The 7282-nt window shown below is 63.2% G+C and carries 9 protein-coding genes; 6 read left to right on the top strand and 3 right to left on the bottom strand.

What is annotated here, in order from left to right; translation table 11 throughout:
• The first annotated feature begins 5 nt into the window (after positions 1-5).
• From rplM to ACOVQ0_RS09625, 5 genes are all read left to right on the top strand, one after another.
• A complete protein-coding gene (rplM, locus tag ACOVQ0_RS09645) occupies positions 6-485 on the top strand; it encodes a 50S ribosomal protein L13 (RefSeq protein ID WP_421883522.1) in 480 nt (159 codons plus the stop codon).
• 3 nt (positions 486-488) lie between these two features.
• Positions 489-1031 carry a 30S ribosomal protein S9 gene (gene rpsI / locus ACOVQ0_RS09640; protein ID WP_168850928.1) on the top strand — a complete coding sequence of 181 codons (543 nt, stop codon included), beginning with the start codon at positions 489-491 and terminating at the stop codon, positions 1029-1031.
• 130 nt (positions 1032-1161) lie between these two features.
• A complete protein-coding gene (locus ACOVQ0_RS09635; RefSeq protein WP_421883519.1) occupies positions 1162-1839 on the top strand; it encodes an HPP family protein in 678 nt (225 codons plus the stop codon).
• Between the two features lie 106 nt (positions 1840-1945).
• On the top strand, positions 1946-2713 hold the full coding sequence (locus ACOVQ0_RS09630) for a class II aldolase/adducin family protein (RefSeq protein WP_421883516.1): 768 nt from the start codon (positions 1946-1948) through the stop codon (positions 2711-2713).
• A 32-nt stretch (positions 2714-2745) separates the two neighbouring features.
• Positions 2746-3255, top strand: a complete 510-nt coding sequence (locus ACOVQ0_RS09625) for a (2Fe-2S)-binding protein (RefSeq protein ID WP_421883514.1) — start codon at positions 2746-2748, stop codon at positions 3253-3255.
• A 55-nt stretch (positions 3256-3310) separates the two neighbouring features.
• Here ACOVQ0_RS09625 and ACOVQ0_RS09620 read toward each other — a convergent pair whose 3' ends face one another.
• Positions 3311-5383 (bottom strand): TonB-dependent receptor, encoded by a 2073-nt coding sequence (locus tag ACOVQ0_RS09620; protein ID WP_421883511.1) that lies wholly within the window; start codon positions 5381-5383, stop codon positions 3311-3313.
• Between the two features lie 205 nt (positions 5384-5588).
• On the opposite strand from ACOVQ0_RS09620, the gene arsC reads away from it, so the two are divergent.
• Positions 5589-5930: an arsenate reductase (glutaredoxin) gene (gene arsC / locus ACOVQ0_RS09615; RefSeq protein ID WP_421883508.1), complete on the top strand. Its 342-nt coding sequence runs from the start codon at positions 5589-5591 to the stop codon at positions 5928-5930.
• Positions 5931-5934: 4 nt separating this feature from the next.
• On the opposite strand, the gene ACOVQ0_RS09610 is transcribed toward arsC, so the two are convergent.
• Positions 5935-6063, bottom strand: a complete 129-nt coding sequence (locus tag ACOVQ0_RS09610) for a hypothetical protein (protein WP_421883505.1) — start codon at positions 6061-6063, stop codon at positions 5935-5937.
• 44 nt (positions 6064-6107) lie between these two features.
• Positions 6108-7238: a M14 family metallopeptidase gene (locus ACOVQ0_RS09605; protein WP_421883502.1), complete on the bottom strand. Its 1131-nt coding sequence runs from the start codon at positions 7236-7238 to the stop codon at positions 6108-6110.
• Between the last annotated feature and the right edge of the window lie 44 nt (positions 7239-7282).

The following is a 7282-nucleotide window of genomic DNA, read 5'->3' as shown; positions in this document are numbered from 1 at the left end:
TAGCCATGAAGGCTCTCAGCAAGGTCACCCGGTCGATCAAGCCGGCCGAGGTGGAAAAGAACTGGCATCTTATCGATGCCGAAGGTCTGGTGGTTGGCCGTCTGGCCGTTGTCATCGCCAATCGTCTGCGCGGCAAGCACAAGCCGAGCTTCACGCCTCACGTCGATTGCGGCGATCACGTTGTCGTGATCAACGCCGACAAGGTGAAGCTGACGGGCAACAAGCTCAAGAACAAGACCTACTACAAGCACACCGGTTATGCCGGCGGCATCAAGGAAGTCACCGCGGACAAGGTCCTCGGTGGTCGCTTCCCCGAGCGCGTGCTTGAAAAGGCTGTTGAGCGCATGATTCCGCGCGGTCCGCTTGGCCGTGCGCAGATGCGCGCCCTTCACCTCTATGCCGGTGCCGAGCATCCGCATGGCGGCACCCAGCCGGTGGCGCTCGACGTCGCTTCGATGAACCGCAAGAACAAGGTGGGGGCGTAAACCATGTCCGAAACCGAAAACTCCGTTTCCAGCCTGGCTGATCTGAAGGATCTGACCGCAGGCGCGCCCGAAGCAGCCGTTGCTGCCGCTGGCGAGGAAGCTCCCGTCGTTGTCCGCACCGGCCCGGCAGCTCCGCTGCGCGAGCGTGAAGTTGACGCGCAGGGTCGTTCCTATGCAACCGGCCGCCGCAAGGACGCCGTTGCCCGCGTGTGGCTGAAGCCCGGTTCGGGCAAGGTCACCGTCAATGGCCGCGATCAGGAAGTATACTTCGCCCGTCCGACCCTGCGTCTGGTGATCAACCAGCCGTTTGAGGTTGCCGGTCGCGAAGGCCAGTACGACATCGTTTGCACCGTCAAGGGTGGTGGTCTTTCGGGCCAGGCCGGCGCGGTAAAGCACGGTATCGCTCAGGCGCTGTCGAAGTTCGAGCCTGCACTGCGCAGCGCCGTGAAGGCCGCCGGGTTCCTGACCCGCGACCCGCGCGTCGTGGAACGCAAGAAGTATGGCCGTGCCAAGGCACGCAAGAGCTTCCAGTTCTCGAAGCGTTAATCGCTTCGGCTGCAGGGCCAAAGAAAATCAAGGGGTTGGTCTTTCGGCCAGCCCCTTTTTTCTTGCCCTGCGCTTGTTCCGGGTGCTTCGACAAGCGCAGCATGAGCGGCGCTTGGAGTAGGGAGAGGGAATGACCGCCAGACGCATATGGGTTCCGGCAGGCTGGCCGCGTGCAGCGGCAGGTGCGGTGCTGGGCATCGCGCTGGCGGCGTTGATGGGGCATCTGATCCCGGCGAGCCAGGGTTTGCCGTGGATCATGGCACCTGTGGGTGCATCGGCAGTGCTGGTTTTTGCGGTGCCGGCCAGTCCGCTGGCGCAACCGTGGTCGGTGGTCGGGGGAAACCTGATCTCTGTATCGCTGGGCATGGCGGTGGGATGGCTTTGCGCGGGGGCCGGGCTAGGGGCGGCGCTGGCGGTGAGCCTTGCCGTGGGCGGGGCAATCGCCGCAATGGCGCTGGCGCGCTGCACGCACCCGCCGGGCGGCGCGGCTGCGATACTGGGGGCTTTGGCGGGAGTGGCACCCGATGCGCATCTGCCGGGGCCGTTGGCACCGCTGGCGCTCAATGTGGTGGGGATTGTCGCTGTGGGGTGGCTTTACAACACGATGACCGGGCATCCCTGGCCGCACTTGGCAACCGCGCCACCGCAGCCTGCACCTTTGCGCACGGTGACCTATGACAGGGCCGATCTGGATGCGGTGCTGGCCGATTGGGGCGAAAGCCTGGACGTGGAGCCGGACGATCTCGATTCGCTGTTCCGCGCGGTGGAGCGGCGCGTTCTGCGACGCTGGGAGGACGATCACAAATAGGCATTGGCACAAATAGTTGTCGGATGGCCTGATCCCTGCGCCATCACTTGCGTGCTGCCGACCATGCGATAGAGTTTGTGCAAAGAGCATGAACGGAGAGAGCGCGATGGCCACGCACCTGAGGTCGAACATCGAATGCAGCGATGCCGAATGGCAGGCCCGGCAGGAACTGGCTGCGTGCTATCGCATCTATGACTACCTCGGCTGGTCCGAATCGATCTATAATCACATTTCGGTGCGGGTGCCGGATCAGGAAGGGGCGTTTCTGATCAACCCGTTCGGGCTGCTCTATTCCGAGGTTACGGCATCGAACCTCGTCAAGATCGATATCGATGGCAACAAGCTGGATGACAGCCCTTATCCGGTGAATCCGGCAGGCTTTACGCAGCATTCCTATTTTCACCGCCATCTGCCGTGGGCGCACGCGATTGCCCATGTCCATACGACCGAAACGATGGCGGTGTGCAGCCTTGAAGAAGGGCTGATGCCGATCAACTTCTATGCCTGCAACTTTGCGAACCAGCTTGCCTATCACGAGTTCGAAGGCGTGACGGTGCGCGCCGAAGAGGGGGAGCGACTGCTGGCCAACCTTGGCGACAAGCGGATCCTGATGCTGAAGAACCACGGGCCGGTGGTGCTGGGGCAGAACGTGCAGCAGATGTTCCTGATGCAGTGGAGCCTGCAGCGTGCCTGCGAGATCCAGATGGCGACGCTATCGATGGGTCGCCCCGTGGTGCGGGTGCCGGATGAGGTGGTTGCCGTGCATCAGCGCGATCTTTCGCTGGTAAACCGTGAAACCGGTGCGGCGGGGATGGCGGACTTTGCCGCGTGGACCCGGCGGATCGACCGGATCGATCGTAGCTGGCGGGATTGATCCCGAAGGTGGGAGCGGGCTAAGCGAAAGGCATGGCCCGCCTTACCGTGAACAACCAGCCTGTCCTCTATCGGCTTGAGGACGATACGCCGCTGCTATGGGCGCTGCGCGATGCGGCGAACCTGACCGGCACCAAATATGGTTGCGGCACGGGCGAATGCGGGGCGTGCATGGTGATCGTCGATGGGCAGGCCATGCCAAGCTGCACGCTCGTTCTGGGTGAGGCCGAGGGGCGGAACGTCACCACGATCGAGGGGCTTTCGGGCGACCGGTCGCATCCCGTTCAGCAGGCGCTGGTGGCCGAGCAGGCGATCCAGTGCGGGTTCTGCACGCCGGGGATCGTGATGGCGGCGGCGGCGCTTCTGGCGACGAATGCCAGCCCGACGGACGAGGACATTGCGCGCGCAATTACCAACATCTGCCGTTGCGGCGTCTATCCCCGGCTGACGCGGGCGATCCAGCGTGCGGCGCGGGTAATGCGCGGCGAAGAAACGATCAGCGCCGCGCCGCCGCCTGCTATTGTGACGCCCGGCGCGGGTTAACCCGGTTGCGCCCTCTCCCGGAGGGATGTGGGAGAGGGCGCGGCGGGGGTCTGGTTCAGAACTTCGCGCGGATCGAAATGCGCGCGTTGAGCGGTTCGCCGGTCGAGATGTTGTTGTCGGTGTGCGCGGCGGGGAAATAGTCGGTGTCGGTCAGGTTTTCGACATTGAGCTGGACCGAGAAACGTTCGGACAGGTCATAAAAGACCGCCGCGTCGAGCCGGGTGAAGGCGGGCAGCGTCACAGCGTTGCTGATCGTGGCAAAGCTCTTCGATTGGTGCGTGATGCCAAGGCCGAGGCCGATCTGCTTGGCCACGTCATAGCGCGTCCAGGCCGAGGCCTGATGGCGGGGAAGCTGCGATAGCTTGCGCCCGGCGGGTGCTGCGGTCGTTTGCGAACGCACTTCGCCGTCCTGCAGCGTATAGCCGAGGCTGGCTTGCCACTGCGGCAGGATGCGGCCAGCCAGCGACAGTTCGATGCCCTTCGCGCGGGTCTTGCCCGAAAGTTCAGGCAGGCCGGTGACGGGGTTGTTGAAGCGCGAATTGTCGCGGTCGAGCTGGTAGAGGGCAGCGGTGAACGCAAGGCCGGGGTTCACGTCCCACTTCACGCCCGCTTCCAGATTTTCGAACTGTTCGGGCGCAAGCGTGGCCTGCGTTGCGTCCAGCGCGCCGAACTGGTCGCCCGATTGCGGCAGGAACGTGCGGGTGAAGCTGCCGTAGAAGCTGACGTTCGCTTGTGGTTTCAGCACCACGCCAAAGCGGGGCGACCACTTCCGGTCGGTGCGCGATGCGCCGACGCCGTTGATCGCGTTGCGTCCGGTGATGCGGAATTCGTCATAACGGACACCGGCAACGACCTGCAGGAACGAGGCGAGTTCGATCTGGTCCTGCACATAGGCCGACAGCGTGCGCACGTCAGTGCGGCTGTTGGTGACGAGCGCACCATAGCTGAGGGCGGGCACAGTGATGCGCTTGGCCAGCGTGACGGTGGCATTGGCGGTATTGCGGCGGGTGGCGTGCGTATCCTGATCGGCCACTTCGAAGCCTGCAAGCAGGGTGTGCCCGATGCCGCCAGTCTCACCCGTCCATACAAGGTTCGCCTGCCCGACCCAGCTATCGCGCAGCGTACCGCTTTCGTAGCCCGAAAGTGCCACGGTGTTGGCCGTGGTGTTCACCGCGCCACCTGCGAAGACGTTGCCATAGAGCTTGTCGGTGTGGCTGTACTGGCCCAGCACGTTGAAGCTGAGGTTATCGGTCAGATCGTGGTCAAGCCGGGCCTGCGCGATATGGGCGACGACAGTGGCGACGTTCAGATCGCTGCGGCCGAAGAAGGTTTCGTCATACCCCGTCAGCGGCTTGCCGCCGAGCGAGGGCACGCCGCGATCGGTGGTGCGGCGATCATCGTCGTAGTTGTACGACAGTTCGATGCGCGTTGCTTCGCCCGGCTGGAGCGCCATTGTCGGGTTCACGCCGATGAAGCGGCCTTCGAAGTTCTGGCGGTGGTTGTCGAATTCCTCATATGTGGCGTTGAGGCGCGCACCGACCATTTCGGTCAGCGGCTGGTTCCAGTCTGCAGCGAGGGCGAAGGCGCCGAAGCTGTCGACATTGGCGCTGGCCTGGCCTTTCGCGCGATCAAGGTCAGGCGTCTTGCTGACGCGGTTGATCACGCCGCCGCCACCGCCACGACCGAACAGCAGTGCATTGGCGCCCTTCAGCACTTCGACGCGCTCGATATTGTAGAGCGAGCGGTAGTACTGCGTGTCGTCACGCAGGCCATCGAGATAGAAGTCTGCCGTGGTATTCTGACCGCGAAGGGTGATCTGGTCGCGGTGCCCTTCGCCCTGACCCAGAACGACACCGGGAACATAGCGCAGCGCATCGCCAAGCTGGGTGATGCCCTGATCGTCCAGCTGTTCGCGCGTGAGCACGGTGATCGTCTGCGGCACGTCGAGCAGCGGCGTAGGGGTTTTCACCGCGTTGGCATCGACCGGGCGGTAGCCATCTGCGGTGCCGGTGACGACGATGACCGTTCCCGTGGATTCAAGCGCTGCATCTGGAGCGACTTCTGCTGCGAAGGCCGAAGCGGGTGCAAGGATGGTTCCGGCGAGCAGCAGGCTGGCGAGACGATTCACGGTGACTCCCTGTTCTTCTTTGCGGCAAGTATTGTGCGAATGACTTGCATTGGCGCGACTATTGCGAGCCAATTTCACTTGCAAGGGGAATCGTGCGATTCGCTCTCATTAACATTGATGGGAGTCAAAATTGTCGCATGTCCGTCCGTTGCACTTCATGCGATTGCGGCTATCACCGGCACGCTTGTGACAAGGAGATAGGGCGATGAAGGCTACGATCTGGCACAATCCGGGCTGCGGCACATCACGCAACACGCTGGCGATGCTGCAGGAAGCCGGGGCCGATGTGACGGTCATCGAATATCTCAAGGCACCGCCCAGCGCGGAAAAGCTGGCCCAGCTCTATCGCGATGCCAGGATCACGCCGCAGCAGGGCCTGCGCCTGAAAGGCACCGATGCGGAAGAGCGCGGATTGCTGCAGGCCGATGATGCGGCTGTTCTGGCAGCGATGGTGACAGAGCCGAAGCTGATCGAGCGTCCGCTGGTGGAAACGGACAAGGGGGTTCGCCTGTGTCGGCCCAAGGAGAAGATGCTGGAGATCCTCTAAGGGATCAGAAGGGCAGCGGGCGTCCTGCGAGAATCAGCGCAGCCGCACAGCCCAGCACGATAGCCTTGCGCGGCAGATCGGCCAGCAAGTGTGCGGGCGTTGCGGTGTGGATCAGGGCGATAGCGCGGGCCATGCCGCAGCCATGCGCCCCGAACCTTTAACACCAGGTAAAAATCCCTACGCTTCCAGCCATTCGAGCAACGAGGCGAGGCATTCGCGCGCCAGCAGCTTTGATCGTTCGGGACTCCACCCCTGCTCCTTGCAGGGCAGGTCATCATTATCCTTGAACGGCATTTCCAGCGTCATCGCCACGCAGCCGAAGCGGTTGGCGACCTGATTGGTCGACATGGTGAGATTGGCCCGGCCCGGTGCCGCCACGGGATAGCCGCGCTTTGTCTGGAAATCGGGCGTCCGGCGTTCGAGGATGGCGCGGTAGCGGTTGTACCCTTCGCCCAAGGCTTCGGTCCAATTGGGAATACCTTCAAAGCCTGCAAGGAAGACGTGGGGGATCGCTTCGTCACCATGCACGTCCATTGCGAAGTGGCAGCCGGTCTCGTCCATCGCGTTGCGGATGGCGAGCACTTCGGGCGCACGTTCGGGCGTGGGTTCGTGCCATTCGCGGTTGAGGTTCACGCCCGCAGCATTTGTGCGCAGATGGCCCCGGCACGATCCGTCCGGGTTGGCATTGGGCACCACATGGAACCGGCAGCGCTGGCGCAGCGCGCGGGCGTGCGGGTCTGCCGGATCGGTGAGCATGTCCAGCGCGCCTTCCATCCACCATTCGGCCATCGATTCGCCGGGGTGCTGACGGGCATAGAGCCACACATGTTTGTCGCCTTCACCCAGTTCGAGGCAATCGATCGGCTGGCCTTCGATGCTGGTGCCAAGGCAGCGGTAATCGACCCCCGGCTGCGCTGATACCTGCGCGACGAGATCGTGATGCCGCTCCATCGAATAGGGCGCGAAATAGGCGAACCAGCATGTGCCAGCCTGCGGGGTGTGGCGGATGGTCAGCGTGCCGTCACCCTCGCGCGGGTCATAGGTGGTTTCGGTACGGCCCCAGTATTCGCGATCATCCGAAAAGACGGCGCGATAGCCGGGCCAGCCGCCGGGATAGGCCGAAGCGCCAAGACCCGTGATCTTCAGTTCAAGTTCGCGCCCCGCAGCGCCATCGACGCGGAAGTGGAACCATTGAAAGAACTCGGAATCGCGATCCCTGCGGATGGTGAGGCGAGCGCTGGCTTCCGAAACAGAAAGCACTTCGATATTGCCGGAATCGAACGCGGCATTGATGCGAATATCACTCATTTAACAGTGATAGTCTCTCCCGAGGTGCCGGGGAAGCCCGAGAA

Origin of the sequence: Novosphingobium sp. (genome assembly GCF_049240505.1) — a bacterium.
Lineage (GTDB): Bacteria > Pseudomonadota > Alphaproteobacteria > Sphingomonadales > Sphingomonadaceae > Novosphingobium.
The sequence above is the reverse complement of the archived record's forward strand: the minus strand, read 5'-3'. Positions and strand labels throughout refer to the sequence as shown.